Origin of the sequence: Streptomyces monticola (assembly GCF_042665355.1) — a bacterium.
Lineage (GTDB): Bacteria > Actinomycetota > Actinomycetes > Streptomycetales > Streptomycetaceae > Streptomyces > Streptomyces monticola.
This window is the reverse complement of record NZ_JBHTCF010000021.1, coordinates 55,907-81,354: the sequence shown is the minus strand read 5'-3', so window position 1 is coordinate 81,354 and position 25,448 is coordinate 55,907. Positions and strand designations below refer to the sequence as shown.

At 71.1% G+C, this 25,448-nt stretch carries 26 protein-coding genes; 11 read left to right on the top strand and 15 right to left on the bottom strand.

Annotated elements, in window-relative coordinates:
* Positions 1–38: 38 nt before the first annotated feature.
* Both ACFQVC_RS35120 and mshA read right to left on the bottom strand, forming a co-directional pair.
* Positions 39–548 carry a type III secretion system chaperone family protein gene (locus ACFQVC_RS35120; protein ID WP_381838339.1) on the bottom strand — a complete coding sequence of 170 codons (510 nt, stop codon included), beginning with the start codon at positions 546–548 and terminating at the stop codon, positions 39–41.
* Positions 541–1,890, bottom strand: coding sequence for a D-inositol-3-phosphate glycosyltransferase (mshA, locus tag ACFQVC_RS35115; RefSeq protein ID WP_381838337.1), 1,350 nt, complete (start codon positions 1,888–1,890; stop codon positions 541–543). Before mshA ends, ACFQVC_RS35120 begins: the two co-directional genes overlap by 8 nt.
* 212 nt (positions 1,891–2,102) lie before the next feature.
* On the opposite strand from mshA, the gene ACFQVC_RS35110 reads away from it, so the two are divergent.
* The 3 genes from ACFQVC_RS35110 (at position 2,103) to ACFQVC_RS35100 (ending at position 5,987) form a co-directional block, all read left to right on the top strand.
* Positions 2,103–2,900 (top strand): class I SAM-dependent methyltransferase, encoded by a 798-nt coding sequence (locus tag ACFQVC_RS35110; protein ID WP_381838335.1) that lies wholly within the window; start codon positions 2,103–2,105, stop codon positions 2,898–2,900.
* 455 nt (positions 2,901–3,355) lie between these two features.
* Positions 3,356–4,363: a C40 family peptidase gene (locus ACFQVC_RS35105; protein WP_381838446.1), complete on the top strand. Its 1,008-nt coding sequence runs from the start codon at positions 3,356–3,358 to the stop codon at positions 4,361–4,363.
* A gap of 355 nt (positions 4,364–4,718) precedes the next feature.
* Positions 4,719–5,987 carry a PP2C family protein-serine/threonine phosphatase gene (locus ACFQVC_RS35100; protein ID WP_381838333.1) on the top strand — a complete coding sequence of 423 codons (1,269 nt, stop codon included), beginning with the start codon at positions 4,719–4,721 and terminating at the stop codon, positions 5,985–5,987.
* A 206-nt stretch (positions 5,988–6,193) separates the two neighbouring features.
* Here ACFQVC_RS35100 and ACFQVC_RS35095 read toward each other — a convergent pair whose 3' ends face one another.
* The 3 genes from ACFQVC_RS35095 to ACFQVC_RS35085 form a co-directional block, all read right to left on the bottom strand.
* A complete protein-coding gene (locus ACFQVC_RS35095) occupies positions 6,194–6,523 on the bottom strand; it encodes a DUF2516 family protein (RefSeq protein ID WP_381838444.1) in 330 nt (109 codons plus the stop codon).
* 120 nt (positions 6,524–6,643) lie between these two features.
* Positions 6,644–7,264, bottom strand: a complete 621-nt coding sequence (locus ACFQVC_RS35090) for a hypothetical protein (protein ID WP_381838331.1) — start codon at positions 7,262–7,264, stop codon at positions 6,644–6,646.
* A gap of 22 nt (positions 7,265–7,286) precedes the next feature.
* The gene (locus ACFQVC_RS35085; protein ID WP_381838329.1) at positions 7,287–7,727 is read right to left on the bottom strand and encodes a helix-turn-helix domain-containing protein; all 441 of its coding nucleotides are present in this window, start codon (positions 7,725–7,727) and stop codon (positions 7,287–7,289) included.
* Positions 7,728–7,930: 203 nt separating this feature from the next.
* On the opposite strand from ACFQVC_RS35085, the gene ACFQVC_RS35080 reads away from it, so the two are divergent.
* The gene (locus ACFQVC_RS35080; protein WP_381838327.1) at positions 7,931–8,599 is read left to right on the top strand and encodes a hypothetical protein; all 669 of its coding nucleotides are present in this window, start codon (positions 7,931–7,933) and stop codon (positions 8,597–8,599) included.
* A 30-nt stretch (positions 8,600–8,629) separates the two neighbouring features.
* Here ACFQVC_RS35080 and ACFQVC_RS35075 read toward each other — a convergent pair whose 3' ends face one another.
* Positions 8,630–10,687, bottom strand: a complete 2,058-nt coding sequence (locus ACFQVC_RS35075; RefSeq protein WP_381838442.1) for a HelD family protein — start codon at positions 10,685–10,687, stop codon at positions 8,630–8,632.
* 319 nt (positions 10,688–11,006) lie between these two features.
* Between ACFQVC_RS35075 and ACFQVC_RS35070 the strand changes: the two genes are divergently transcribed.
* Together ACFQVC_RS35070 and ACFQVC_RS35065 are read left to right on the top strand one after the other, a co-directional pair.
* A complete protein-coding gene (locus tag ACFQVC_RS35070; protein ID WP_381838325.1) occupies positions 11,007–11,621 on the top strand; it encodes a TetR/AcrR family transcriptional regulator in 615 nt (204 codons plus the stop codon).
* 116 nt (positions 11,622–11,737) lie between these two features.
* The gene (locus ACFQVC_RS35065) at positions 11,738–12,709 is read left to right on the top strand and encodes a zinc-binding dehydrogenase (protein ID WP_381838323.1); all 972 of its coding nucleotides are present in this window, start codon (positions 11,738–11,740) and stop codon (positions 12,707–12,709) included.
* Positions 12,710–12,823: 114 nt separating this feature from the next.
* Here the strand turns inward: ACFQVC_RS35065 and ACFQVC_RS35060 are convergent, their stop codons facing one another.
* Positions 12,824–13,597 (bottom strand): TetR/AcrR family transcriptional regulator, encoded by a 774-nt coding sequence (locus tag ACFQVC_RS35060; RefSeq protein WP_381838321.1) that lies wholly within the window; start codon positions 13,595–13,597, stop codon positions 12,824–12,826.
* 143 nt (positions 13,598–13,740) lie between these two features.
* On the opposite strand from ACFQVC_RS35060, the gene ACFQVC_RS35055 reads away from it, so the two are divergent.
* Together ACFQVC_RS35055 and ACFQVC_RS35050 are read left to right on the top strand one after the other, a co-directional pair.
* Positions 13,741–14,805, top strand: a complete 1,065-nt coding sequence (locus ACFQVC_RS35055; RefSeq protein ID WP_381838319.1) for an ABC transporter ATP-binding protein — start codon at positions 13,741–13,743, stop codon at positions 14,803–14,805.
* On the top strand, positions 14,798–15,544 hold the full coding sequence (locus ACFQVC_RS35050) for an ABC transporter permease (protein WP_381838317.1): 747 nt from the start codon (positions 14,798–14,800) through the stop codon (positions 15,542–15,544). The genes ACFQVC_RS35055 and ACFQVC_RS35050 overlap by 8 nt, the downstream gene beginning before the upstream one ends.
* On the opposite strand, the gene ACFQVC_RS35045 is transcribed toward ACFQVC_RS35050, so the two are convergent.
* The 3 genes from ACFQVC_RS35045 to ACFQVC_RS35035 form a co-directional block, all read right to left on the bottom strand.
* A complete protein-coding gene (locus tag ACFQVC_RS35045) occupies positions 15,522–16,682 on the bottom strand; it encodes a phosphotransferase (protein ID WP_381838315.1) in 1,161 nt (386 codons plus the stop codon). The two genes, ACFQVC_RS35050 and ACFQVC_RS35045, sit on opposite strands and share 23 nt — an antisense overlap.
* Before the next feature lie 284 nt (positions 16,683–16,966).
* A complete protein-coding gene (locus tag ACFQVC_RS35040) occupies positions 16,967–17,653 on the bottom strand; it encodes an HAD family hydrolase (protein WP_381838313.1) in 687 nt (228 codons plus the stop codon).
* Positions 17,654–17,728: 75 nt separating this feature from the next.
* Positions 17,729–18,607: a GntR family transcriptional regulator gene (locus ACFQVC_RS35035; RefSeq protein ID WP_381838311.1), complete on the bottom strand. Its 879-nt coding sequence runs from the start codon at positions 18,605–18,607 to the stop codon at positions 17,729–17,731.
* Positions 18,608–18,762: 155 nt separating this feature from the next.
* Between ACFQVC_RS35035 and ACFQVC_RS35030 the strand changes: the two genes are divergently transcribed.
* Positions 18,763–18,951 carry a hypothetical protein gene (locus tag ACFQVC_RS35030; RefSeq protein ID WP_381838309.1) on the top strand — a complete coding sequence of 63 codons (189 nt, stop codon included), beginning with the start codon at positions 18,763–18,765 and terminating at the stop codon, positions 18,949–18,951.
* A 40-nt stretch (positions 18,952–18,991) separates the two neighbouring features.
* Here ACFQVC_RS35030 and ACFQVC_RS35025 read toward each other — a convergent pair whose 3' ends face one another.
* Positions 18,992–19,930 carry a winged helix-turn-helix domain-containing protein gene (locus tag ACFQVC_RS35025; RefSeq protein WP_381838307.1) on the bottom strand — a complete coding sequence of 313 codons (939 nt, stop codon included), beginning with the start codon at positions 19,928–19,930 and terminating at the stop codon, positions 18,992–18,994.
* A 147-nt stretch (positions 19,931–20,077) separates the two neighbouring features.
* Here ACFQVC_RS35025 and ACFQVC_RS35020 point away from each other — a divergent pair, with 147 nt between their 5' ends.
* The gene (locus tag ACFQVC_RS35020) at positions 20,078–20,263 is read left to right on the top strand and encodes a hypothetical protein (RefSeq protein WP_381838305.1); all 186 of its coding nucleotides are present in this window, start codon (positions 20,078–20,080) and stop codon (positions 20,261–20,263) included.
* 159 nt (positions 20,264–20,422) lie between these two features.
* Here the strand turns inward: ACFQVC_RS35020 and ACFQVC_RS35015 are convergent, their stop codons facing one another.
* The 3 genes from ACFQVC_RS35015 to ACFQVC_RS35005 form a co-directional block, all read right to left on the bottom strand.
* Positions 20,423–21,673 (bottom strand): GNAT family N-acetyltransferase, encoded by a 1,251-nt coding sequence (locus tag ACFQVC_RS35015; RefSeq protein ID WP_381838303.1) that lies wholly within the window; start codon positions 21,671–21,673, stop codon positions 20,423–20,425.
* Between the two features lie 288 nt (positions 21,674–21,961).
* A complete protein-coding gene (locus ACFQVC_RS35010; RefSeq protein WP_381838301.1) occupies positions 21,962–22,942 on the bottom strand; it encodes an asparaginase in 981 nt (326 codons plus the stop codon).
* 87 nt (positions 22,943–23,029) lie between these two features.
* Positions 23,030–23,644: an RsiG family protein gene (locus ACFQVC_RS35005; RefSeq protein WP_381838299.1), complete on the bottom strand. Its 615-nt coding sequence runs from the start codon at positions 23,642–23,644 to the stop codon at positions 23,030–23,032.
* Between the two features lie 307 nt (positions 23,645–23,951).
* On the opposite strand from ACFQVC_RS35005, the gene dtd reads away from it, so the two are divergent.
* Positions 23,952–24,377, top strand: coding sequence for a D-aminoacyl-tRNA deacylase (dtd, locus tag ACFQVC_RS35000; protein WP_381838297.1), 426 nt, complete (start codon positions 23,952–23,954; stop codon positions 24,375–24,377).
* 71 nt (positions 24,378–24,448) lie between these two features.
* On the opposite strand, the gene ygfZ is transcribed toward dtd, so the two are convergent.
* On the bottom strand, positions 24,449–25,414 hold the full coding sequence (gene ygfZ / locus ACFQVC_RS34995; protein WP_381838295.1) for a CAF17-like 4Fe-4S cluster assembly/insertion protein YgfZ: 966 nt from the start codon (positions 25,412–25,414) through the stop codon (positions 24,449–24,451).
* Positions 25,415–25,448 lie beyond the last annotated feature (34 nt).

Sequence of the window (25,448 nt, the reverse complement as noted above, 5' to 3'; positions counted from 1 at the left end):
AGTTGGAGCGTGGCTCGGTCAGGTGGAGCGCGGCTCGGTCAGGTGGAGCGGCGCTGGGTCAGGTGGGTGAACGCGTCCAGATTGCGGGTCGACTCGCCCCTGGACACCCGCCACTCGTACTCCTTGCGGATCGCCGTCGCGAAACCGAGCTCCAGGAGCGTGTTGAAAGAGCCGTCGGCCGCTTCGAGGACCGAGCCAAGGAGCCGGTCGAGTTCGTCGGAGGTGACGGCGGCGAGGGGCAGCTTGCCCGTCAGATAGATGTCGCCGAGCCGGTCGACCGCGTAACCGACGCCGTACAGCTTGAGGTTGCGCTCCAGGAGCCAGCGGTGGACGCCGTCGGCGTTCTCGTCCGGGTGGCGGATCACGAACGCGTTGAGGGACAGGGAGTGCTTGCCGACGATCAGGGAGACCGTCGTGGAGAGCTTCCGGGTGCCCGGCAGCTTCACCACGTAGGAGCCCGGCTCAGGGGACTCCCACTCCAGTTCGGCGTCCTTGAGGGTCTGCTCGACGACCTGACGTGCGCCCGCACCGCCCGCTGTCTCAGCCATGGTGCGAGCGTACGCGACCGCGCCATTCGTGCATCGCGGCCGTGTAGACGTCCGCCGTGGCCGAGGCCGATGTGTCCCAGCCGAAGGACTGCGCGTGCCGTGCGGCGGCCCGGCCCATCCGGTCCACGAGGCCGCTGTCGTCCACGAAACGCTCCAGCACGCGCGCGTACGCCGCCGGGTCGTGCCCGTCGACGAGGAAGCCGCTGACCCCGTCACGCACCGCCACCGGCAGCCCGCCGACCGCCGCCGCGACCACCGGCGTACCGGCGGCCTGCGCCTCTATGGCGACGAGTCCGAAAGACTCGTTGTAGGAGGGCATGACCAGCACCGACGCGGCCCGGAACCAGTCGGCGAGCTGGTCCTGGCCGACCGGCGGCCGGAAGCACACGACGTCCGCGATGCCCAGGCGCGCGGCCAGCTTCTGCAGGCCCTCGGGCTTGGCGAGGCCGCTGCCGCTGGGTCCGCCGACGACCGGCACGACGATGTGCCCGCGCAGCTCGGGGCGCCGGTCGAGGAGAGCGGCGACCGCGCGCAGGAGGATGTCGGGCGCCTTGAGGGGCTGGATACGGCCGGCGAAGAGCGGGATCAGGGAGTCCTGCGGCAGTCCGAGGCGGTGGCGGGCCGCGGCGCGGCCGTCCGCCGGGCGGAAGCGGTCCAGGTTGACCCCGGGGTGCACGACGGCGACCTTCGCGGGGTCGGCTTCGTAGTGGCGTACGAGCTCGCCGGCCTCTTCGTCGGTGTTCGCGATGAGGCGGTCGGCGGCCCGGACTATCTGGGTCTCGCCGATCACGCGGGCCGCGGGTTCCGGGGTGTCGCCCTTTGCCAGCGCGGCGTTCTTGACCTTCGCCATCGTGTGCATGGCGTGCACCAGAGGGACGCCCCAGCGCTCGGCCGCGAGCCAGCCGACGTGGCCGCTCAGCCAGTAGTGCGAGTGCACCAGGTCGTAGTAGCCGGGACGCTGGCCGGCCCAGGCCTGCATCACACCGTGCGTGAACGCACAGAGCTGCGCGGGCAGTTCCTCCTTGGCGAGGCCCTCATAGGGGCCGGCGTCGATATGCCGTACGAGCACGCCGGGCGCGAGCTCCACCTCGGGCGGCAGCCCGCCTGTGGTGGCACGCGTGAAGATCTCGACTTCGACGTTGATCGCGGCCAGGCGCTTGGCCAGCTCCACGATGTAGACGTTCATGCCGCCCGCGTCGCCGGTGCCGGGCTGGTGCAGCGGCGAGGTGTGCACGCTGAGCATGGCCACTCTGCGCGGCTTGCGGTGCCCGCCGGGGAAGCGCAGGCGCGGGGGCGCGCTACTGGTGAGGCGTTCGCCGAGCCGGGTCACGTACTGGCTCACCTGGCGGTCCTCCTAGCGGCCCAGGGAGGGCCTGTGTGGGCATGACGGGCACGGGGGGGCGTGCTGCACCCTCCAAGACGCCCAACATCGGAAGTCCCGCCTCCATTTCCACTTTGCCAAAGCATTACTGAGCGTGATCGCGGGGGCGGCGCGTGGGGACGGGCCGGGCAGCGGGGGAACGGGACCCGGGGCGGCCCCCGATACTTGTCGGTATGGCCCGCACCTCCCCGGTAGGGACCGTCACCCGCGGGACCACCAACCCCAACCGCCTGCGCCGCATGGACCGCTGGATCGCGGCCGTCCACGGCGCCGCCCTGCGCCGCGACGACGCGCCGCTCGCCGTCGACCTCGGCTACGGCGCCGCCCCCTGGACCGCCGTCGAGCTCCTGAACCGGCTGCGTGCCGCCGCCCCCGCCGTCGAGGTCGTCGGCATCGAGATCGAACCCGCCCGGGTGGCGGCGGCCCGGCCGTACGAACGCGACGGCCTCACCTTCCGGCACGGCGGCTTCGAGGTGCCCACCGACCGGCCGCCGGCCCTGATCCGGGCGGCCAATGTGCTGCGCCAGTACGACGAGGAGCAGGTGGCCGCCGTGTGGCGGCGGCTGTGCGGACGGCTCGCCCCGGGCGGGCTCCTCGTCGAGGGCACCTGCGACGAGATCGGGCGTCGGCACGTGTGGGTGGCCCTTGGCCCCGAGGGGCCGCGCACCGTGACGTTCGCGACCCGGCTCGGCTCCCTGGACCGCCCCTCCGATCTCGCGGAGCGCCTGCCGAAGGCGCTGATCCACCGGAATGTCCCGGGAGAGCCCGTGCACGCCTTCCTGCGCGATTTCGACCGCGCCTGGGCCGCCGCGGCACCGTACGCGTCGTACGGGGCACGGCAGCGCTGGATCCGGACGGTGCGGGATCTGGCCACGGACTGGCCGGTGACGGACCGCGCCGGGCGCTGGCGGCAGGGCGAAGTGACGGTGGCGTGGGGGGCGTTGGCGCCGGGCGGCGCGGCTGCCGGGTAGCCGGGCGGGCCGGGCAGCCAGACAGCCAGGCAGCCGGGAGCGATGCCGTGACGCGGGCCGTCGCGCGAGCGGAATGCGTAACTCCCGTACCAGCAGGCCCCGAAACCCACACGAGTGACTCTCCGTGGGCCGGGAACAACGCTGGGTCGCCGATCGTCGGACGTGACGAGAGGGATGTCGAAGGGGGATTCGATGGGGGGCGCGATGCGGGGGTCAGTGCGGGATCTGGCACGCGATTCGCTGTGGGACTTGGTGCGCGATTCGGCGCGGGATTCGGCGCGGGAACCGGTGCGGGGTTTCAGAGAAGGGCCCGGGGCGGCGCACAGGCATCGACTGCCTCTGTCGTATTCAGCGCGGGCATGGCACCATCCCCGGGGTGTTCGTAGGTTACTGACGGGCAATCAGATTCAGGGGGCTTGAGCGTGACCCGGAAGCGAAGCTCGACCATCGCGGCCATGGCTCTGGTGTGCGCGGCGACCGTGCTCACGGTGCCCGGGACCGCCCACGCCCGGCCAACCCCCAGGGAACCCAAGTCCCTTGAGGAAGTCCGCAAGGAAATGGACAAGCTGTACCACCAGGCCTCGGTGGCCACGGATGCGTACAACGCCGCGGAGGAGAAGGCCAAGGACCAGTCCGAGGAGATCGTCCGCCTCGCCAAGGCCATCGTGAAGGGCGAGAAGAAGCTGGACCGCCTCAAGGAGCGCGCCGGCGCCGCGGCCCGCGCCCATTACCGCAGCGGCGGCATCCCGCCCCAGGCCCAGCTGATGCTGAGCGACGACCCGCGGCAGTTCCTCGACAACGCCGGGCGCGTGCGGCAGGGGCAGCAGGCGACCAAGGGCCTGCTCGGCGAGCTGTCCAGAACCCAGCAGGACCTGCGGGCCTACGCCGACGACGCCTCGGAGCAGTGGCGCCGCCTGGAGGCCAACCGCAAGGCGAAGGCGGACGCCAAGAAGAAGATCGAGGGCAAGATCAAGGCCGCCGAGAAGCTCGAGTCCGAGCTGGAGAAGGAGGAGCGCGAGCGCCTCCTGGAGCTGGAGCGCGAGGCGGAGTACAAGGCGCAGACCGCCTGGCTGGACTCCGGCGCCCTGAAGGAGATCAACGGCAGGGCGACCGCCCAGGGCAAGAAGGCCGTCGAATACGCCACGGCGCAGATCGGCAAGCCCTACCAGTGGGGCGCCGAGGGCCCCCGCTCGTACGACTGCTCGGGCCTGACCTCCGAGGCCTGGATCGACGCGGGCAGGACCATTCCGCGGACCTCGCAGGAGCAGTGGCGGCAGCTGCCCCGGATCGGCGTCGAGGACATGCGCCCGGGCGACTTGATCATTTACAACAAGGACGCCAGCCACGTCGGGATGTACATAGGCGACGGCGCCATCGTGCACGCCCCGCGCCCCGGCCGGGACATCACGATCGCGGGCGCGGGCTCCATGCCGATACTCGGCGTGGTGCGGCCGGACAAGTAGCGGAGCCCTGCGCCGCGGCGGCGTGTGACCGGCGACCGGCGACCGGCGACCGGCGACCGAGCCATGGTCCGCGTCGCCGGACAAGTAGGGCTGCACGGACAAGTAGGGCACCCCTCCCCTCCCCGCGTGGGCCGCGTCACGTGACCTGGCGCACGCGGGCAACCCGGGCGGCGTGATGTTCGTCATTCCCGGTGAGGCCGGTGGCCGAGCAAATGCGGTACGGGATGCGGCATATGACACCGGCTGTTTGCCGGTCACCATTCCAAACCGGCGTCGGCTAGCGCTAAGGTCCCCGTCGGTGGGACGTCGATCGACGTTCCGCCGCGCCCTCGGGGGGAGGGAAGGAAACCAGACGATGCCCGTACCCATACCGCGGCAGAGAGCAGTCCCGGCCGCGGAAGGTGGTCAGGCTCAGGCTGTGCCGGCTCAGCCGACCGGCACCGAGACCGGCGGCGGCCTGACGCTGCTCGTGATCGAGGACGACCCGGCCGAGGCCCTGCGGGTGCCCGAGCTGCTCGACACCGCAGGCAAGCCCATCCGTATCCGTACCGCCCGCAACCTCACCGAGGCCGAGCGGCTGCTCACCGATGACGTCCACTGCATCCTGCTCGACCTGGCGCTGCCCGCGCCCGGCGCCGACGAGGACGGCGACGAGCTGGCGACGCTGCGCCATGTGCTGAAGCTCGCCCCGGGCCACGCCGTGCTCGCGCTCACCGCCTCCGGGGACGCCGAGCGCGCCGTGGACGCGGTGCGGGTCGGCGCACAGGACTATCTGTTCCGCGAGGAGCTGGACGCCAGGCTGCTCAGCCGTGCCATCCGGTACGCGGTGGAGCGCAAGCGCGCGGACATCGCGCAGCGGCAGCTCACCGAGTCGAAGCTGCGCGCGCAGGAGAACGCCCGCCTGGAGCGCGGGCTGCTGCCCACGCCGCTGCTCGACGGCTCCCCGCTGCGTTTCGCGGCGCGCTACCGCCCCGGGCGGTCGAGGGCACTGCTCGGCGGCGACTTCTACGACACCGTGCGCACCCCCGACGGCACGGTGCACGCGATGATCGGCGATGTCTGCGGGCACGGCCCCGACGAGGCGGCGCTGGGTGTCGAACTGCGGATCGCCTGGCGGGCGTTGACGCTCGCGGGGCTCTGCGGCGACGAGTTGCTCTCGACGCTGCAGCAGGTCCTGGAGCACGAGCGCCCGGACGACGAGATCTTCGCGACGCTCTGCACGGTGGACATCTCCCCCGACGGCCGCCGCGCCGGGCTCTGTCTGGCCGGGCATCCGTCACCGCTGGTGGCCCGCCCGGGACGCCCCGCGGAGCTGCTGCCGTACGAGAACAGCGGCCCGGCGCTCGGTCTGCTGCCGCGCGCCCGCTGGCCGCGCCAGCAGGTCGAACTGGGCGGCGCCTGGAGCCTGATGCTCTACACCGACGGCCTGATCGAGGGCCGGATCGGCGAGGGCAACCAGCGGCTCGGGCAGGACGGCATGGTGGACATGGTGCGCCGCCAGGTCGCCGACGGGCTGCGGGGCGAGGACCTTCTGGAGGCCGCCGTCAATGAGGTCCGCGACCTCAACGGCGGGGACCTCACGGACGATGTGGCCGTGCTGCTCCTGGACAGGGGCGGACGCTGATCCACTGACGCGGGCAGGTGCGGGCTGACGCGGGCAGGTCCTGATCCGCTGAACACGGGCAGTCGGACGCTGAGCCGCTGACGCGGGCAGTCGGGCGCTGAGCCGCGCCCCCGGGCCGGAGCGTCGCGCCGTCGTCGTGCGACGGGTCGCCGTACGACGGGTCGCCGTACGACGGCCGTCGTGCAACCGGCGGTCGTACGACGGGGTCAGCGGCCGCCGTTGTACGGGCCGTAAGGGCCGTCGCTGCTGCTGCCGCCGCGACGGCCACCGCCGCCGGAGACCTGCTTGAGCGCGGGGCGCACGTCGACGAGGAAGACGATCGTGGCGATCAGTCCGGCGATCTGCAGGAACAGCATCGGCACCAGCAGGTTCACCAGGACGGTGATGCCGAGGATGATCAGCCAGAAGTTCTTGTTCTGCTTGTCCGCCGCGACGTAAGCATCCGCCCGGGCCATCGCCGCCATCACCAGTGCGACCACCGCGAGCACCAGAATGGCGGTGAAGAGCAGCCACATAAAGCCGCCGAACGCTTCCATCAGCACGTCGCCCACCACCTGATCCGAGTCATTCCTACGCCGCCACCGTACCCGTAGAACGGCCCGGGCACTCAGTTAGTGCCCGGGCCGTTCCTGCCTCCGCAGTGCGTCACTTCCGCGTCACTTCGCGGGCGGAGTGGTCTTCTTCGCCGTCGTGGTCGTGGACGTGGTCTTCTTGGCGGCAGGAGCCGTCTTCTTCGCCGTGGTCTTCTTCGGCGCGGCAGCCTTGGGCTCGTCCTCGACGGGCACGGCCTTGGTCTCGGTGGCGGCCTTGCTCTCGGACTTGGTGTCCGGCTCGACCGCGGCGGCGAGTTCCTCGATCTCGTCGGCCGCCTCGCCGCGCCAGGCGCGCACGGTGTGCTCGCCGTGCTCGGCGACCTCCTCGTACTTCTCACGCGCCTTGACCGCGTACTCGGCTGCCACACCGACGCCGCGAAGGGCCAGGTCCTGGGCGGTCTCGCCGAACTTCTTCAGGTCGGTGTCGAACGTGCCGAGCACCTCGGACACCTTGGCCTGGAGGGTCTCCTGCGCCTCCTTCGCGCGGGTGGCGGCCTTCTCCTGGACCTCCTTGGGGTCCGTGTTGCGCACGGCCTCGAACCGGGCCGGGGCCTCGGCCTGGATCTTCTCGATCAGCGCCGGGACCTTCCTGGCCTGCTGCGCGGCGAGGTCGGCGGTGCCGGCGACGAAGTAGAGGGGCTTGGGGTCGCTGAGGGTCTTGCGGATGTCGTCTGCGATGGCCATGGCTGTGGTCCTCCGGGTCCGTTCAGGGTGAGGGTTCAGTGGTGGCAGCACTGCCGTCGGCCGTGCGGGGGCCGTCATCGGTGGTGTCCTCGCGGGGCTTGTCGGTGGGCCCGCTCTCGAATCCGTTCTCCTTGCGGAAGGACTCGTAGATCTGCAGGAGCACCTGCTTCTGGCGCTCGTTGATCGTCGGATCGGCGAGGACCGCGGCGCGGGTCTCCACCTCGTCGCGGTCCCGCTCGTCGAGAATCCCGGCCTGGACGTACAGCGTCTCGGCGGAGATCCGCAGGGCCTTGGCGACCTGCTGCAGCACCTCGGCGCTCGGCTTGCGCAGGCCGCGCTCGATCTGGCTGAGATATGGATTGGACACCCCGGCGGCGTCGGCGAGCTGCCGCAGCGACAGCTGCGCATTGCGCCGCTGCTCACGCAGATACTCACCGAGATTGCCGACGTTGAGCGATGCCATACCCCGATGGTGCGGCATCGGCGCTAACTATTGCAAGCAGATGCTTGCAATAGTGTTCCACGACACGTCGTCACGCCGCCGGAGTCCTGCCGGGTGCCCGTTACAAAGCCGTCCGAACCCCGTGATCCGCAGCTCTTACGTTCCTTTGCACGGCCCGCGCCACATCTGCTCGGGCGGGCCCGTCCAGCGCAAAGGAAGCCGCCATGCCCACGATCCCGCCCGCGTCACGCCACCGTTCGGCTCGTGCTGTCGTCGTCGGGCTGCTCGCCGGTGCCGCGCTGCTGGTACCGGCTGCCATCGCGGTCGCCGACAGTCCGGTCACGCCGGCCAAGGCGTCGGCGCAGCGCGCGAAGTACTACGTGCACCTGTCGGGCGGCGACACCGTGATCCTCGACCCGGCGCACACCCGCGCCGAGATCGGCGCCAACCGGAGCTACGGCAAGCTGACGCCCACCGCTCCCGGCCCCGTCACGAGCACGTACTCGGGCTGGAAGTACCGGCTGTTCCTGCCCGCGGGCAGGCCCGACCTCAACCCGCCTTACGTCGAGGCACGGTTCAGGGGCGAGCTCATGCAGAAGGTCTACTTCACGCCGAGCGGCAAGCGCCCTCCGTCTGCCGCGAAATCCGCCGGGGAATTCACCGGGGAAGGGGAAAAGGAAGGGGAAAAGGGCAGCATCCCCGAGGGGCCCGTCGAGACAGGCGCGGCGCCCATCACGGACCGTACCGCCAAGGACGGCAGCACCGAGAGCAGCGCCGAGAGCAGCGCCGGCCAGGCCAACAGCCATGCGCTCCTCTATGCGTCGGGCGGCGCCGCCACCGTCGTGGGCGCCCTCGGCTTCGGTGCCCTGCGCCGCGGCCAGGGGTCCAAGTAGCAGCCTCAGACCAGGGCCCAAGCCGCAGCCTCAGAACGGCAGCGGGCGGCTGTGCACCACGTCGAGCCGTGACACCGCACGGGTCAGCACCACATACAGCCGCTCAAGCCCCCGCGACTCCGCCTCCGCGACGGCCGCGGGTTCGACGGCCACGACATGGTCGTACTCCAGGCCCTTGGCCAGCGAAGCGGGCAGGACCGTGACCCGTGCCCCGAGTTCATCGGGCCCGGCCGCGACGATCTTCGCGGCGGCGAGCGCAGCCCGCACCGCCACCACCCCCGAGGGCCCCTCGTCGGCCGCGATGACACCGATCGACCCCTCGCGGCCGAGCGCTTCCCGTACCGCCGACACCGCGGCGCCGACCACCTCACGCCCCTCACGCCCCTCGCGCCCCTTTTGTCCCTCACGCCCCTTGCGTCCCCCGTATCGCTCCCGTTCCTCGCGCTCCTCGCCCACCTCCCAGATCCTCAACTCCCCATCCCTCCGCAGGGACTGAGCCGGTGGTACGTCGACGTCGAGGGCGGCGAGCAGCCGGTTCGCCAGCGCCACGATGGCGGCGGGCACGCGGAACCCGGTCGTCAGCGGCGCCAGTACGGCGTCCGGTTTGCCCAGGTGGGCCAGCAGGCCGGGCCAGGTGCGGGCCGCCCATGGGGTGGTGCCCTGGGCCAGGTCGCCCAGGACCGTGAGGGAGCCGAAGCCGGCGCGGCGGGCGATGGCGCGGGCCTCCATCGGGGAGAGGTCCTGCGCCTCGTCGATCACGATATGGCCGTATCCCGCGGGGTGTTCGATCAGCCCGGCGACCTCGTCGAGCAGTACGAGATCGGCCGCCGACCACTTGGCCGACTTGTGGGAGCGCGGCGGCTTCGCCCACAGCAGCGCCCGCTGCTCCCCCGCGGTCAGGATCCCTTCGGCCGCCGACGCCAACACCTCGTCGTCCATGAACAGTTCGGCCACCACCTCCTCCGGTGTCGTGCGCGGCCAGACCGCGTCCACGAACGCGGTGAGCGGGCGGGCCCGCCCGATCTTCTGCAGCCAGGCGTTGTTCCTGACGCCCGAACGGCGCTCCGCCTGCTCCCGGATGATGCGGACGGCCCGGGTGCGCACGCGTTCACGGCCGATGGCGTACGGCGGCGCCTCCTCGCGCACACCCTCGACGATCTGCTCCAGCTCGGCGAGGGAGAGCCGCCAGCGGTACGAACCGTCGGGCACCGCAAGGGAGTCGACGGGCGGCACCACGCGCGCGTAGAGCGCGCGTCGCAGCACTTCGGCCATCCGGGCATCGTGCTTGACGACCGCCGCGGCCTCCTCGTCACGCCCCCGCACCGGCTGCCGCGCGATCTCGTCCAGGACCGTGGACTGCCGCACGCCGCTCTCACCGAGGGTGGGCAGGACCTCCGCGATGTACGACAGGAAGGTGCGGTTGGGGCCGAGGATCAGCAGACCGCCGCGCCGGATGCGCTGCGGGTACGTATAGAGGAGATACGCGGCCCGGTGCAGGCCGACCGCGGTCTTGCCGGTGCCGGGAGCGCCCTGCACACAGATGGACGCGGTGAGTTCACGGCGTACGAGATCGTCCTGCTCGGGCTGGATGGTGGCGGCGATGTCCCGCATCGGTCCGACCCGGGGGCGCTCGATCTCGCCCGCCAGGATGGCGCTCCCGGTGCCCAACCCCTCGCCTGCGCCGAGGTGTTCGTCCTCCAGGCCGCTCAGGTCGGCGGAGTCGCCTTCGCTGCCGGGGGCCCAGCCGAAGCGACGGCGTACGGTCACGCCCTGCGGATCGCGCGGGCCCGCCTGGTAGAAGGCGCGTGAGACCGGGGCGCGCCAGTCGACGACCAGGGGTGGCGCCGCGGGGTGCTCGGTGATGCGCAGGCGGCCGATGTGGTAGCTCTGCCCGCGGTGCTCGCCCGCCTCCTCACCGCCGGGGCCCTCGGGGGCGAAGTCGAGGCGGCCGAAGAAGAGGGGGCCTGGCGGGAGTTCGCGGAGTTCCTTGGCGTGACTGCGGAAGCGATAGCCGAGCACTTCGGCGTCGGCGCCGGACGCGGAGACGTCCTCGCCCGTGACCACCTGCTCCTGGGCACCTTCGATCATCGCGGCCAGGGCGGCACGGCAGGCGTCGTGATAGCCGCGCTCCGCATCGAGGGTCCGGGTGGGGGTCCGGGCGGGCGGGGCCTCGGAGTCGATCTCGGTCTCGATCTCGGTCTCGATCTCGGTCTCGATCTCGGTCTCGGTCTCGATCTCGGTCTCGATCTCGGTCTCGGTCTCGATCTCGGTCTCGATCTCGGTCTCGGTCTCGATCTCGATCTCGATCTCGGTCTCGGAGCGTGCCGTTCGGGATGCCATACGGTCGAGAATAACGTAACCGAGTAATGTTTATGACTGAGGAACGAGCGTCGCGTACGCTGTCTCCATGAGCGAAGGCGGGCTGCGCGAGCGCAAGAAGCAGCGGATGTACCAGGTGATCTCGGAGGCGGCGATCACGCTCTTCCTGGAGCGGGGCTTCGAGAAGGTGTCGGTCGCCGAGGTGGCGGCCGCCGCCGAGATCTCCAAACCGACCCTCTTCCGGTACTTCCCGGCCAAGGAGGACCTGGTCCTGCACCGGCTCTCCGACCACGAGACGGAGGCCGCGCGCGTGGTCACCGGCCGCCCCTCGGGGCAGTCGCCGCTCGACGCCCTTGAGCAGCACTTCCTCGCGGGCCTCGACCGCCGCGACCCGGTGACCGGCCTCAACGACCACCCGGGGGTACGCGACTTCCACCGCCTCGTCTACGGCACACCGTCGCTCGTGGCCCGCCTCTTCGCCTACCTCTCGCGGTCCGAAGCGGCGCTCGCCGAGGCGCTCGGCGGCGGGGACGACGACCGGCTCGCGGCAGGGCAGATCGTGGCCGTGCGGCGGATCCTGGCCGAGCGGAACTGGCAGCGCATCGAGGCCGGCGAGCCGGCGTCGGCGGTGTACGCGGACGCGGTGGCGGCAGCCGAGCGGGGCTTCGGGCAGCTGCGGTCGGGGCTCGGGGCGTACGCGTGAGCACGCGCGCGTACGCCCCGTATGCGCTTGACCTCAAGCTTGGTTCACATCTGAGACTTCCCCTCATACCGATCGCAGAGCGAGTGATCGCACAGCGAATTGAGGGGTGGATTGTGATGCGTGTTGCCCAGGTGACGAAGTTCGGCGGGCCCGAGGTCCTCGTGACGGCCGAGGCGCAGGAGCCGGTCGCGGGGCCCGGCGAGGTGGTGATCGATGTGGCCTACGTCGACACGATCTTCGTCGAGACCCAGGTGCGGGGCGGCTGGGGGCGCGAGATCTTCGCGGTCGAGCCGCCGTACGTGACCGGCAACGGGGTCTCGGGCACCGTGCACGAGGTGGGCACGGGCGTGGATTCCGGGTGGGTGGGACGCCGGGTCGCCTCGGCCGACGGGTTCGCCGGCGGGTCCGCCGAGCGTGTGCCGCGTGCGGTGGAAACCCTGACCCCGGTGCCGGACGGGCTCGGGCTGCGGGACGCCGCGGCCCTGATGACCGATGGCGTCACAGCAGTGGGCCTGATCGGGAGCACCGGTGTCGCCGACGGCGAGCAGGTGCTGATCCTGGGCGCGTCCGGCGGCATGGGAACCCTGCTCGTCCAGCTGGCGAAGGCCCGCGGCGCCCGGGTCGTGGCAGTGGCGCGCGGTGAGCGGAAGCTGGCTCTCGTACGGGAGTTGGGAGCCGACGCGACGGTCGACGCGACCTACGACGACTGGCCGCAGCAGGCCCGCGAAGCGCTCGGCGGCCGGGGCGCGGAGGTCGTCCTGGACGGCGTCGGCGGTGAACTGGGCGCCCGCGCCTTCGCGTTGACGGCGGACGGCGGCCGGTTCTCCGCGCACGGCGCGCCCACGGGTGACTTCGCCGCCGTCGACACGGCGGAGGCGCAGCGCCGCGGGATCACCCTCTTCGGCATCGGGGAGCTGCAGTTCCCGCCCGAGCAGCGGGTGAAGCTGCGGGACGAGGCCTACGCGGAGGCGGCGGCCGGGCGCCTCAGGCCGGTCGTCGGCGAGACCTTCGCGCTGGACGAGGCAGCCGCGGCCCACGCCGCCATCGAGGGGCGCGGCCTGGTGGGGAAGGTGCTCCTGAAGGTGTGACGCCCAGCGCACCCGGGATCCCAGCACGCATGCCCCGGGCCCCCAGCGCACCCGGGCCCCCGCGAGACCCGCCCCGCCGCGCTCCCCTCAGCCCCCTCAGCCCCCGCAGCCCTCTCAGCCCCCCTGCCGCCCGATCATCGCCGCCACCCCGTCGAGCACGCACCCGAGGCCGAACTCGAAGTCCGTGTCCGGGGCTTCCGCCGGGTCCGGGTCCAGGGCGTCGGAGGCGAGGACGCGGGTGACGGCCGGATGGCGGTCGGGGTCGGTGAGGGTGTCGAGGGTGCGCCGGTAGCGCCGCAGAACCTCGGCGGGGGTGCTGCCGCTCGCCGTGATCGCGGCGTCGAGTTCGGACATGAGCAGGGCTTCGTTGCGTACGTAGCCACTCACCAGCATGATCACTCCGAGCTTGGCGCCCTCGTCGAGGCCCGTGCCGTCGAGCGCCGCGAGCCCGCACTCCATCCACGCCACGGACTTGGGGCTCGCGGGCGGCCCGGTGATCGGGACACGCAGCAGCCACAGGTTCTCGTGGAAGAACGCGCGCTGCGCCCGGGCCCACCGGGTCAGCCCCTCGCGCCACCCGGCGCCCGAGGGCGCGGACCCGGAAAGCTCCGGGGGTTCGGGCGTGACGGCCTCCTGCATCAGGATGTAGAGCTCGTCCTTGGCACCGACGTACCGGTAGAGAGACATCGGGGAGGCGCCGAGCTCCTTGGCGATCCGCCCCATGGACACCGCGCCGACGCCCTCGGCGGCCGCGACACCGACGGCCGCGTCCACGATGCGTTCCAGGCTGAGCCCCGGCTTCGGGCCCTTCGACGGTCGGGCCCGCAGACCCCAGGCCGTCGCGAGGCTCGCGGGCAGGCCGCTCTCCTCGTCGTCCGCCGCCGTCATCCGTGCCTCCCGCTTCCGGCCCGCAGGGCCTCTCACACCGTCACCCCCGGCTTGACGCACATCCTAGTTCTGCGTAACCCTTACACAGTTATGCGTAAGGGTTACGCAGTACGGTGCCAAGTGCACTCGCCACCGGAGGCCCGATGCCAGACCAGCCCGCCACTTCTCCGTCCGACCGTCCCGCCATCGAGGCCATCGGCCTGCGCAAGAGCTACGGCCGAGTCGAGGTCCTGCGCGGCCTCGATCTCACGGTCCCGCGCGGCACCGTGCACGCACTGCTCGGCCCGAACGGCGCGGGCAAGACCACCGCCGTACGGATCCTGGCCACCCTCACCGGCGCCGACGCGGGCACCATCAGGGTCGCCGGGCACGACATCCGTACCGAGCGGACCCGGGTGCGCCGGGCGATCAGCCTCACCGGGCAGTTCGCGGCGGTCGACGAGATGCAGACCGGCGCCGAGAACCTGGCGATGATGGCCCGCCTCACCCGCACCCGCACCCAGGCCCCCACCCAGACTCACGCCCGCACCTCCCGCGCCGCCCGCACCTCCCGCGCCGCCGCCCGCGCCCGTGCGGCCGAACTCCTCGCCCGCTTCGACCTCACCGCCGCCGCGGACCGTCCGGTGAAGACGTACTCCGGCGGCATGCGGCGCCGGCTCGACCTCGCAGCCTCCCTGGTGGGCGAGCCCGAGGTGCTCTTCCTCGACGAGCCGACGACGGGCCTCGACCCGCGCAGCCGCCAGGAGTTGTGGAAGGTGGTGCGCGAACTGGCCGCCCGGGGGACGACGGTCCTGCTGACCACCCAGTACCTCGAAGAGGCCGACCAGTCGGCGGACCGGATCGCCGTGCTGCACGGCGGCACCCTGGTCGCCGAGGGCACATCGGACGAGCTCAAGCGGCATGTCGCGGGCCATCGCCTCGATGTCGTCCTCACCGACGCGGCCGCCTATCTGCGCCTGGCGTCACAGGCGGTGCACCACGAGCCCGAGACCCGCACCCTGGGCTTCCCCACCGACGGCGGGGCACCCCAGGTCCGCGCATTGCTCGATGAGTTGGACCCGCGCGGCACGGACATCGAGCGCTTCGCGCTGCGCACGGCGACCCTCGACGACGTCTTCCTGGCCCTCACCGACTCCCCCGCACAACCCGCACCCGCACCCGCACCCGCGTCCGCGCAGGCCGACCGCCAGGAGACCACTCATGTCTGAAGCCCTGATCATGACCGGCCGGTCCATCCGGCTCAGCCGTCGCAACGTCGACGCGCTGATCACGGCCTTGGCGCTCCCGGTGATGCTGCTTCTGATCTTCGTGTACTTCTTCGGCGGCGCCATCAACACCGGTACCCAGTACGTGACTTATGTCGTGCCCGGCGTACTGCTGCTCTGTGCGGGCTTCGGCTCCGCCAACACCGCGGTCGCCGTCACCGAGGACCTCAAGGGCGGCATCGTGGACCGCTTCCGCTCCCTCGACATCGGCGGCACCCCGATCCTGGCGGGCCATGTCCTGGCCTCAACGGCCCGCAATCTGCTCGCCACCGCCCTGGTGTTCGGCCTCGCCTTCGCGATCGGCTTCCGCCCGGCGGCGAGCGCCGCCGGCTGGCTCGCCGCGATCGGCCTGCTCGTCGCCTACATCGCCGCGCTGTCCTGGCTATCGGCGGCGGTCGGGATCCTGGTCAAGTCGCCTGAGGCCGCAGGCGGTTTCACCTTCTTCGTGAGCTTCCTGCCCTACCCGAGCAGCGCCTTCGTGCCCACCGACACCATGCCGTCCTGGCTCCAGGGCTTCGCCGCCCACCAGCCCGTCACACAGGTCATCGAGGCGGTACGCGGACTGCTCCTCGGACAGCCGGTGGGCACCACGGGATGGCTCGCGCTCGCCTGGTGCGCGGGAATCCTGGGGGCGTCGGCGGCCGCTTCGGGAGTGCTGTTCAAGAGGTGGACGGCGCGCTGACGGCGGGCTCGCGCTCCTCGTGCGGCTCGCCCTCCCGCGCGGTCGCGGTCCAGTCCCGCAACGCCCTCGCGATCCGCAACCGCCCTGGAACCGCAGGTAGTTCGAGGGGCTCCCTGGCCGCGGCAAGGACCCGGCGCAGCTTCACCGCGGAGCGCACGAGCGTCCAAGGGCCGGGCCGCGAGGGGCCGGCGCCCAGCGTTATGGCCGTACGGATCACATCCGTGTACACGGACTGGGCGCACTTGAAGGCGCGCAGCCGCGGCAGATCGTTCTCGTACCCCTTCGAGGCCCCGGGCAGCACACCCTCGACCCGCGCACACCACTCTGCGACGACCCGCTTCTCCTGCCTGGCCGGGTACCGGGTCAGATACAGATGGGTGGCCAGGTCGTAGAGCGGATCGCCCAGCATCGCCAGCTCCCAGTCGATCACCCAGAGCCGGCCGTCGCCGTCGACGATGAAGTTCTCCCGGTGCAGATCCCCGTGCAGCAGACAGAACGGCCGCGGAGCGAACCCGACCAGACGCTTCTTGAGCCCGTCGAGGGCGTCGTCGGGAACGCCGAGAGCGGCGAACAGCGAACCGTACACCGCCTGGTGCGCGCGGTAGACACGCTTCTCGACGAAGTGCACGAGGCGCTCGATGAAGTGGTTCGTGTCCCCGTCGTCGGCCCGGTCGTCCGCTTCACAGCGTCGTTCGATGTGCAGATCCTTCGGCCGCACCTTCGCCAACTGGCCGAAGACTTCCATGAGTTGGCTTACGTAGTGCTCGGGCACCCGGCGTCCGGAGCGGCGCATCGAAGCGAGCGTACGGCCCTCGATGAAGCGCTGCAGTTTGCACTCGCCGACCGGCCTGACCTCGGGGACCGGCACATCCACGTCACGGAACCGGCTGAGCGCGCAGATCAGTTCTTCCTCGGACTGGAAGCAGCGCCGGTCGAACCAGAGCAGCCCCGGCCTCGGCTCCCGGCACTTCCAGCGGCCGGCCCTGGCGGCGTCCTCGCCGTCCGGCTCGGGCCAGGGCAGCACGTACGTGTCGTGGTGGTAGCCCTGCAGGGGCCCCTCCAGGCCGTGCTCACCGCCGTGCAGCGCGACGGCGGTGTGCTGCCGGGCCGGAGGGGCCGCGGGTTCGGCTGACGACATGATGCGGTCTCTCGCCTGGGACGATGCCGGTGGTCAGAAGCGGAGTCACCGTACTACCTGCCGTACTTCTGGAGTACCTGAGAATCACCAAGTCACTCCTACTTGTTCACGTAAGAGCGCGTAGGAGCGAACTCTGGACGGACATACGACATCAGACGCCGCTGGAGAATCGTTCGGAGCCGGCCGGACACCGGCTTGGTGCCGGCTCAGGGCCGATCAGGACCGGCCGCTCGGGCACCCGCCCCGCGGTCCACGGCGCGGCTGCAACATGGCGTCTTCCGCGGCTACAACATGGCGTCTTTCCAGAAGAACCGGAGCACCGGGCCCAGGGAGTTCACGACATGTTCGGCGCCGGCCGTGCGCAGCAGCTTCTCCCGGCGCTCGTCACGGCCGTAGCCGAGGAACGGCACACCGGCCTCCCGCGCGGCCAGGAAGTCCGCGGGCGCGTCACCGATCATCAGCGCGGTGGCCGGGGACGCGCCCAGGGAGTCGAGGGCGCGCTGGACACAGTCGGGGTCCGGCTTCAGGGCGTGGACGTGAGCGGTGCGCCGGCCGTGGACATGCGGGCCGAAGCAGTCGCTCAGGCCACGGCCCGCGAGATAGTGCCGGGCCGCGCCGGGGGCGTTGTTGGTGGCGACGGCGAGCCGGACACCGATGGCGTGCCAGGTGCGGATCAGCCGGTCCACGTACGGGGTGGGGAACGCGCGGTCAGCGGCGTGCAGTTCCTCCGCGGTGAGCAGGGCCTCGAGCTCGCATTCCAGCTTGCTGCCGGGGTGGGCGCGGTGGACGGCCCGCAGCACCGCGTGCGGGTCGCCCGAGTGCCGTTCCTCCGGTGTGAGCAGCCCGTCCATGCCGCGCTCCGCGAGCCAGTCGACGAGGTTGTCCACGACCGTGTCGGCGCCATGGCTCGCGTAGAGCTGACAGATCGGCCCGTCGAAGTCGAAAAGAATGCTCTCCGCGCGAGTGGTCAAACCCCGTATGCGATCGATCACTTGGGCCGCCCGTTCGGTCTGAGTCGTATCCGACTGAGTCGTATCCGAAGTCACCTAAGAGAGTGTCAGGTTCAGGGCGATGGTGTTCCAGAGTGCGTCAAACCACTTCTGCGACTCCTCGACGAATGCCTCGTCCCGGTGGCCCGCGCGGTTCTCGAAGGAGAAGAGCAGGGACTGGGTGCCGAGCACGTCGTACATGTCGAGCTTGCCGCTGCCGAGCTCTTCCTCGCGCTTGGTGACCATGTAGTACGCGAGCAGGGCCTCGGTGCCGTTGAGGAGGTAGAGCTTCACGGGCGGGGTGAAGGGCAGGGCGCGCAGCTCCACCTTGACGTCGATGCCGTAGGCCGAGCGCAGGGCGAGGAGGTTGTGCCGCAGGACCTGGCCCTGGGCGTTGCGCATCGCGAGCCAGCGCTCGTGCACCCGCTCGGTCTCGTGGTCCGGGCCCTCGGCCGGCACGGGGAAGGCCAGGTCGATCTCGCTGCTGGGCATCAGGACGCGCAGGGCGATGGACTGCGGCTTGAGCCGCTCCTCGTAGATCAGGCGCAGGGGTTCGCTCAGTCCCAGCATCAGCGTCTCGGAGGTCAGACAGATCGCGTCCACGGTGACGTGGTCGGCGGCGAAGGCCTCGGCCATGCGGGGGGCGAGGCCGACCATCGTGGGCTGGGGCTCGTCGGAGACCGGGGCACGGTCCGCGACCTTGGGCGGGCTGCCCTTGGTCACATTCACGAGCAGGCCCTCGTCGGCGAGGGTCCGCAGGGCCTGGCGCACGGCGCCGCGCTCGACTCCGAACTCCTTGGCGAGCTTGGCCTGCGTGGGCATACGGCTCCCCGCCGGCACGACACCCGCGCGTATACGTTTACGCAACTCGTCCGCGATGTCCTTGTGTGAGGGCTTTCTACCGTTCACCGCAACGCTCTCCTGGGTCACGACCAAACGTTACAACTGCTCGCCATCTAAGGGGAGTTGTTTGGAAGTTGTTTAGCCAAGCCGACCAAGCGGGGACAACTCCAGTGTAGTTGGCTGCCAACTAAGCCAGGATGGCAGAAGTTGCGGCCAAACGCTCCTCCCACCCCGAAGGAGGAACCACCATGCCGGCCATCGCCGTAGTCGGAGCCGTATTCGTGATCGGCTTTGAGCAACTAGTGGAGTGGCAGTACGGGCCCGTGGGTGTCGTGGGTCTTCTGTTACTCACCATTGGGATCAAGTCCAAGAATCCCACCTGCAGTTCCATCGGGGCCGTCGTACTCGCCGTACTTCTGACCGGCCCTGCCCGCTAGGCCCCTCCTTCGGAATCACCAGGGGGGTCCTGGACGACCGTCAGCCGGGTCCTGCGAACAGCAGGTCCTGGCTGATCGTGTTCCACAGCGCGTTGAACCACAGATGCGACTGCTCCACGAAGGTCGTGTCCCGCAGGCTCGCACCCTGCTCGAAGGCGAAGAGCATGGACTGCGTGCCCTGGGCGTCGTACATCTCCAGCTGCCTGTGGTCGATCTCCTCGCCCACCTTGGCGAGCGTGTAGTACGCGAAGAGCGCCTCGGCGCTGTTGAGCAGATACAGCTTTACCGGTGGCGTGAACGGGAGGGCACGGAACTCGATGCGCACATCGATGCCGTGCGACGCCCGCAGCGCGAGCAGATTGTGCCGGAGCACCTGGCCCTGGGCGTTGCGCTGCGACAACCAGCGGCGATACACCGGATCATCCGCGTCCCCAGCCGCCGCACCGTTCCCTCGGGTCCGCACCTGGACCGGGAAGGCGAGGTTGATGTTCCGGCTCGGCAGCAGCACCCGGACATCGATCCTGGCCGGTTTCATTCGCTCGGCGTGGATCTCCCGTAAGGGCTCGCCGAGCGCCAGGGTGAGCGAGATGGCGGTGAGACAGATGGCGTCGATCTCCACGTGCTGCTCCTGGCAGGCAGCGGTGATACGTGGACCGAGCGCCACCATGGTGGGCTGCGGCACCGCCTCGGGCCCGCCGAGTACGGGCGTGATGTTCTCGGCGACCGTCGCGGGGCTGCCCTTGGACATGTTGGCGAGCAGGTTCTCCTGCTTCAGGGCCCGCAGGGCCTGCCGCACAGCGCCCCGCTCGACCCCGAACTCGTCCGCGAGCTGGGACTGCGTCGGCATGCGCTGGCCCGGCCTGAGCTGCCCGGACCTGATCCGGGTGCGCAGTTCGGCGGCGACTTCGCGATGGGACCGTCTGGCTCCGTCGTCGCCGTTCACGGAACCGCTCTCAGCACGTTGAGTGCTCACAACCAAACACTACAACTTCCCGCCATCTATGAGGAGTTGCTGTGTAGGTGGTTTTTGCTGGCCCGAATCGGAGATAAGTCGGAGTGAGTTGGTCACCAACTTGAGCAACATGGTTACACCCCAGCGGGGTTGGTCACCAGGGGAGGGACCGTCATGCCGCTCATCGCCCTAGTCTTCGCCGGACTCGCCATCGCCTTCGAGCAACTCGTCGAGTGGAGGTACGGCCCCATGGGCCTGATCGCCTTCGCCGCACTCGCGATCGGCCTCAAAGCCAAGAACACCCTGTTCAGCAGCATCGGCGCCGTCATTCTGGTGCTGCTGCTCGCCCAGTCCGGCTGACCGGGCTCCCTTCCGGAGGGGAGCCGGGAGCCCGGTCAGCCACGCACCACAAGCCACACGCCGCGAGCCACACGCCGCGAGGCACGCACCGCAAGACACGCACCGCAAGACACGCACCGCGAGGCACGCACCGCGAGGCACGCACCACGGGGGAAGCGATCAGAAGCCGTCCGGGCACCAAGGGCGCCTGGACGTGCGGAGCAGGGCGTCGGCGGCAGCCGCGGCGCCCGCCCGCTCCTCGGTCACCCGGCCGAGCGCGGCAAGCCGTACGGCGGACTCGTCCCCCAGCCACAGAGCGCCCAACTCGCCGATATCCAGGGTGAGTTGGGCGCTCTCGCGCGTGGGCGCACAGGACCCGGCGGTGCCGGGCGCCGGCACATCGAGCCGGTAGCGGCCGCCCGCGAACCCCAGCCGGTCACGCACCTCCAGGACAAGGCTGCCGGCCCCGGCGTAGGTCCGTGCCTCAAGTGCCGCCACGACATCCAGGACCCGCACCCACAGCCAGTCCGCGAGCGTGCTGATCCGGGCGGCGCGCGGGTCGGTGAGGAAGAACGGCACAAGGTCGTCCGGCGCCCGCGGCCCGGTGCGCACCGTCATGACCCAGTCGATCGAGCAGACGTACTGCCAGAGCGCGCGCTCGGCGCCCGGTGTGGCGGCGATCAGATCGACCACCGTCGCCGTGTTCTGGGGCCGCTTGCCGTCGCCCCACTTGTCGTCGCACTTGTAGGCGACGAGGCCGTCCACGTCACCGCCCGCCGAGCGGTACACCGCGTAGAACGGCTCGCTCCACGGCACCCGGTCCAGGCGCAGCACACCGGTGTTCACCTGCCACCAGCGCTCGTCGCGGTTGATCGCACCCGGCGTCGACGCCCGTACCCGCTCGAAGAGTTCGGGCCCCAGCTTGCGTACGTCGGCGCCGTCGACGAGATCGATCCGGCCGCCGTCGCCGGGTCCCGGCCACCGCGGGTCGAGCCCCGCGCGGGGCACGTCGATCTCCCACTCGGCACTCCAGGCGGCGGGCCCGAAGCCGTACCGGCCGTAGATCGGATACTCCGCGGCGATCAGCGTGGACACCGCCTCGCCGCGCTCCTTGGCCGCCCCGAGATCGGCGGTGATCATACGGCTGAGCAGACCGCGGCGGCGGTGCGTGGGCGTGACGGTGACGCTCGATACCGCGCTCGCACGGACCTCCGCGCCGCCGACGGCGGTGAGCCGCTGCGGGAAGGAGCGATACGTCGCCACGCACCGCCCGTCCTCGAAGGCGCCCTGCGTCCGCTCCAGGAACAGCTGCGAGCGGCGGTCCTCGACCTCGGCGTCGGACGACGTCGGGGTGCGCAGAAAGCCCGTGTTCAGGGCACGGACCCAGTCGGGCACGTCGGAGTCGGTGAGAGTGCGTACGTCCAGGGCCATGCGATCACGGTAGGCAAGGGGTGCGACGAACCGCATGTGGATTTCCACGGGCCCGGCGACCCATGCCCCCGGGATCGGCTCCCCCGGGGCGGGCTCCCCCGGGACGGGCGGCTCCTCCTGGTACCGCCGGAGGCTGAGGCGCGAGCCGCCTAAGCGCTCCGCGGGAAGTCCGGTGCATCGTCTGCGGGTGCGTCGTGGCTGGTCGCGGCCCCGCGGCGGAGCCGCATATCGATACAGCCCCGCGCCCCTTTGGGGCACGACCAAAGCGCCGGACTTCCTCAAGGCTGCTTAGAACGTCGCCCGTACCTCGCCCACCTCGCGTCCGCCCCCGAGGAGCGGTGCCGCGCCGATGCGTGCGACGACCGGGGAGTCGACGCCGAGCAGTTCGAGGGCCCTGGCGAGGACGGGGCCGAGCGCGCGGCCCGCTCCGTCGTCCACCTTGAAGGCGAGGGCGCGGCCGTCCGGGAGCGCCACCGCCTGGACCGCCTCGGCGCCCATCTTCGACAGCACCCCGGGCACCTCCGTCATCAGCCAGGTGTCGGGGCGCCGGGTGCCGGCGACGTACTCGGGGTGTGCCCGCATCGCGTCCGCCACCCGGCGCTCGGCCGAGCCGGGGGCGGCGAGCACGAAGTGCCGGAAGGCACGGGCGAGACCGGTGAGGCTGATCGCCATGAGCGGGGCGCCGCAGCCGTCCGTACCCGTGGCCGCGACCGGCTCCCCCGCCGCCTCCTCGATGACCTCACGGACCAGGACCTGCAGCGGATGCGCCGGGTCCAGATAGGTCTCCAGGGGCCAGCCGCGCTCCTGGCAGACGGCGAGCATCGCGGTGTGCTTGCCGGAGCAGTTCATGGTGACCCGCTCACGGACCGCGCCACCGGCGAGATAGGTCTCCGCCTCCACCGGGTCGAGCGGCAGATCGGGCGGGCACTGCAGGTCCGGCTCGGTGAGGCCGTACTCGGTCAGCATCTTGCGTACGAGATCGAGGTGGAACGGCTCGCCCGAGTGGCTCGCCGCGGTCAGCGCGAGCCGCTCCCCGGAGAGTTCAAGACCGGCCCGCAGGACCGCGGCCGCCTGCATCGGCTTGTTCGCGGAGCGCGGGAAGACGGGGGCGGCGGCATCGACGCTGCCGATGGAGTGCTCGACCGTGCCGTCCGCCGCCAGGACGACGAGCGAACCCCTGTGATGGCCCTCGACGAAGCCGGAGCGTACGACCTCGGCGAGGACCGGGGGTATCGCGGATGCGGCGGGGGCGGTGGCGGGTGACGTCATCGGCGGTGTCGGCCTTCCGGGCGGGGCGGACCCGCTCCGGGGGACCGAGCACCGGGGGCACCGGTGCGCACCGGGATCGCCGGTGGGTCAGGAGAGCAGGTCGTCTACTTGTGCTTCTCCCTCACGGTACCTGCGAGCGATCTCCGCGCTGCAATCGTCGGCGGTGCGCTGCAGCAGGTGACGGCGCCCGGAGACCTGCTGTTCGTAGCGGACCAGGCGGCCCATGGCCGTGTGCAGCTCTTCGTCCGTCCGGGCGTCCAGGTCGGAGAGCTCGACCTCGGCGAGCATCTCGGAGGCCAGGCTCCGGTACTCCTCGCCGTGCGGGGTGCCGAGCGTGACATGGCGGGCCGACGAGCGGTGCCGCGACGGTGCGTCGGTGAGGATCTCCGAGAGCCGGGCCACCACGTCCGCGTCCGGTGCGGGCGCGGCCGGGTCACGGCGCCGTGCCAGCTCCGCCCGCAGGATGTCGATCCGTCCCTGCAGAAGCCGCCGTACATAGCTCAGATCTGCCTCGTCCTGCTGCGAAGTGCGCCGCAGAGCGCGCAGCTCGGGCAGCCGGAGCACCGACAGATCGTGCTCGGGTACCTCGGGCAGCCGGTCGCCCGTCCGCTGCGTGGGCGGACGTGGCGCGCCGGTACGGGCGCCGCTGCGGGCCATCGGTACGGGCCCCGGAGGCTGCCCGGTGCTCGATGTGCTGCTCATCCTGTGCCGTCCCCTCGACCGGTGCGGTGCGCCACGGGCGCTCCGCTGGGGAGCAGAATGCCACCCTTCGTGCCCGAGATGGGGTGGAGTGCACTCGATTGGCTCCGGATAGGGGTACGGCATTACATGGCGGATGGCGTTCCGGAGGCGGTTCCCGCATGTCCGGTCCGGGTCACAGGCGCATGCGACTCCGGCAAGTACGCGGGGCCCCGGTCACGGACGGATGCGACTCCGGCAAGTACGCGGGGCCCCGGTCACGGACGGATGCGACTCCGGCATGTCGGCGGGCACCCGGCATCATGGGGGCATGCGTGCAGTGGTGCAGAGGGTCGACGGCGCGAGTGTCGTCGTCGAAGGAGAGACCGTCGGTGAGATCACGGGCGAGGGCCTGTGCGTCCTGGTGGGCGTGACCCATGAGGACACCAAGGAGAAGGCGGCCCAACTCGCCCGCAAACTCTGGTCGTTGCGGATGCTCGACGGCGAGAAGTCATGCAGCGACATCGACGCGCCGCTGCTCGTGATCAGCCAGTTCACGCTGTACGGCGACGCCCGCAAGGGCCGCCGCCCCACCTGGAACGCGGCCGCCCCCGGCGATATCGCCGAGCCGCTGGTCGACGAGGTCGTGGCGCGGCTGCGGGCGCTCGGGGCGACCGTGGCGACGGGCCGGTTCGGGGCGCAGATGCGGGTGTCCCTGACGAACGACGGCCCGTTCACGGTCCTCGTCGAGATGTGAGCCGGAGGCGGCCGACGGCTTGGGGACTGCGGTCTGCGGCCCGTGGAGTGTGGCCCGTGGCCTGCGGCCGCTCAGGGCTCGACGATCACTTCTTGCGCGGCGGCCGTCGTACCGGCGATCAGCTCCGCGTCCACGGGGACGTTCCGCTTGACCACGGCGAGGGCGATCGGGCCCAGCTCGTGATGGCGGGCCGAGGTGGTGACGAAGCCCAGCTTGCGGCCCTCGGGCCCCTCGGAGGCGAGCCTGATCTCGGTGCCGTGGCCCGGCAGATGGACCTCGCTGCCGTCCAGGTGCAGAAAGACCAGACGGCGCGGGGGCTTGCCCAGGTTGTGGACGCGGGCGACGGTCTCCTGGCCGCGGTAGCAGCCCTTCTGGAGGTGGACCGCGGAGCCGATCCAGCCCAGTTCGTGCGGGATGGTGCGGTGGTCGGTCTCGAAGCCGAGCCGGGGGCGGTGCGCCTCGATCCGCAGCGCCTCGTGGGCGAGGATGCCGGCCGCGGGGCCGTGCTCGGCGGCGTACGACTCCAGGTCGGCGCGCGGCAGGAACAGATCGCGGCCGTATGCCGTCTCGCGTACGGCGACGCCGTCCGGGACCGGGGCGATCGAGCCGGCCGGCAGATGCACCACCGCGAACTCGGCGGTGCGGTCGGTGACTTCGACGCGGTAGAAGAACTTCATCGACTCCAGGTACGCGATCAGCGCGCCCTGGGTGCCCGGCTCGACATGCACCCAGACCGTCTCGCCGTCGTCGACGAGGTAGAGGGCGTGCTCGATATGGCCGTTGGCGGAGAGGATCAGGGCTTCCGTGGCCTGGCCGGCGGGCAGCTCGCTGACGTGCTGGGTGAGCAGCAGATGCAGCCAGCTGAGGCGGTCGTCGCCGGTGACGGCGATGACACCACGGTGCGAGAGATCGACGAGGCCGGTGCCGTCGGCGAGGGCACGCTGCTCTCGGAACAGCTCGCCGTAGTGCGCGGCGACACCTTCGTCGGCGCCTTCGGCGGGAACGGCGCCGGGCAGGGACAGCAGGGGGCTCTTCATATCCACTCAGACTATGACTCGGTGGCCGCCGGGC